The organism is Longimicrobium sp., from assembly GCA_036377595.1.
GTDB lineage: Bacteria > Gemmatimonadota > Gemmatimonadetes > Longimicrobiales > Longimicrobiaceae > Longimicrobium.
In genome coordinates this window covers 1-1,644 of record DASUYB010000125.1, presented here as the reverse complement: position 1 = coordinate 1,644, position 1,644 = coordinate 1, and the positions used below count along the sequence as shown (strand labels likewise).

The following is a 1,644-nucleotide window of genomic DNA, read 5'->3' as shown; positions in this document are numbered from 1 at the left end:
CTGGTTCTACGACCTGGACCTCCTGTGGCGGCCGCTGTTCTGGTCGTCCAACGGCGGCACGCTGAGCTCGCTGTACGTGTTCCTGGGCGGCGGCGGTCTGACGTCGGACCCGGTGGGCCAGCGGCAGTGCGTGAACTACGCGCTGTTCATCGTCAACGGCGTGTGCGTGCCCGACAGCCCGAAGATCGGGACCGTGGGGCAGGGTGTCGCGGGCCTGGGCCTCGACATCTTCCCCATCACGCCGGCCATCGGGATCTTCCTGGAGGCGGGCGTGCACGGCTACGACTCGCCCGCGCACGTGGGCGAGACGTCGCAGAACGCGTCGGACAAGTTCGCCTTCACGCCGTACGGCGTGCTGGGGCTGAAAGTCGGGTTCGGCAACATCATTCCGCCGCCCCCGCCGCCGCCGCCCCCGCCGCCTCCGCCCCCGCCGCCGCCCCCGCCGCCTCCGCCGCCGCCTCCGCCGACGGTGCAGGACATCAACGTGTGCGTGCTGCAGAACGGGCAGCTCACCAACGTGACGGCGCAGTACGACCCGGCCACGGGCGACACCACCGGCGTGCCGGCGGTCACCGAGGGCTACGCGGCCAACGCCACGTGGTTCATCAACAACGAGCCGATCACCTTCAACGGCCGCCGCTACGTGAAGTACGGGCTGCCGCGGGTGCTCGGGGTCACCGAGGTCACCAGCGTGGGCGCCTACCAGGGCGTGCCGGTGTTCGCCGAGGCGGGCGCCAGCCAGCAGCCCGAGGTGATCTATCTGCCGGTCCGGGTGGGGTGCGAGTTCCAGCCCTACCAGGTGGAGGTCAAGGCGGGCGCGGTCCGCGGCTGACGCCGCGCATCGCGAACGCCTGAGCGCGGCGGAAGGGCGTCTCCCGCCAGGGGGCCGCCCTTCCGCCGTACCAGGACGGGGATCTGCGTCCGCCGGAGCCCGAGGAGGACCGGTCTGCCACGCAATACGGTCGCACACGGCTTTGCGGCAGTGGCTGCGCGCTTTCTCCACGCAGCGCGGCGCAGAGACATGGATGCCCCATCCCGGTGCCATTCTGGCGCAGGCACCTGTGTCGTTTCCTGTTCGCGCGCGGCGCGGCGGGTCGCGGAGGACCGGAGCGCCGGCGAGCGGCGTGCGGCGGCGCGTGAATGTGGGAAACTTTCGATGTTGTTTTTGCAACCGAAGTTAGGCGCGGCGCGGGGTCGGGCGGGTGTCGCCGCGGGCATTTTTGCGGAAAGCATGGCATTTTTCTTGTATGTCGTTATCGCGATGTACTGCTCTACCCCGGCGGCCGGGGTGAGCGTGCGTTTCACCCTCCTTAGGAGAAAGCGATGAGAAGACTCGCGACGTCAGCGCTAGCAGCCGCGCTGGTGGTGGCGGGGGCGGCGGGGCAGGCGCAGGCGCAGGACATGACGGCGCGCACCGCACCCCTGTTCGACATCGGCATCTTCGGCGGCGGCGCGTGGACCAGCGCCTGGTTCGACATCGGCGACAACGGGTTCGCGCCCGGGGTCTCGCCGGTGTTCGGCGCCGAGGCCACCTACTGGCTGAGCCCGACCTTCGGGATCCGGCTCGACGGCAAGTACCTGCCGCAGCGCCTCCCCCAGAACGACGACGTTCCGGGCGGCAGCCGCTGGCTGGGCAACACCTGG

2 protein-coding genes are annotated in these 1,644 nt (G+C 70.5%); both read left to right on the top strand.

Features of this window, described 5'->3' with window-relative positions:
* Positions 1-832, top strand: an 832-nt coding sequence (locus VF092_22135; GenBank protein HEX6750009.1) for a hypothetical protein, incomplete at its 5' end; no start/stop codon positions are given.
* 491 nt (positions 833-1,323) lie between these two features.
* On the top strand, positions 1,324-1,644 hold a 321-nt coding region (locus VF092_22130), incomplete at its 3' end, for a hypothetical protein (GenBank protein HEX6750008.1).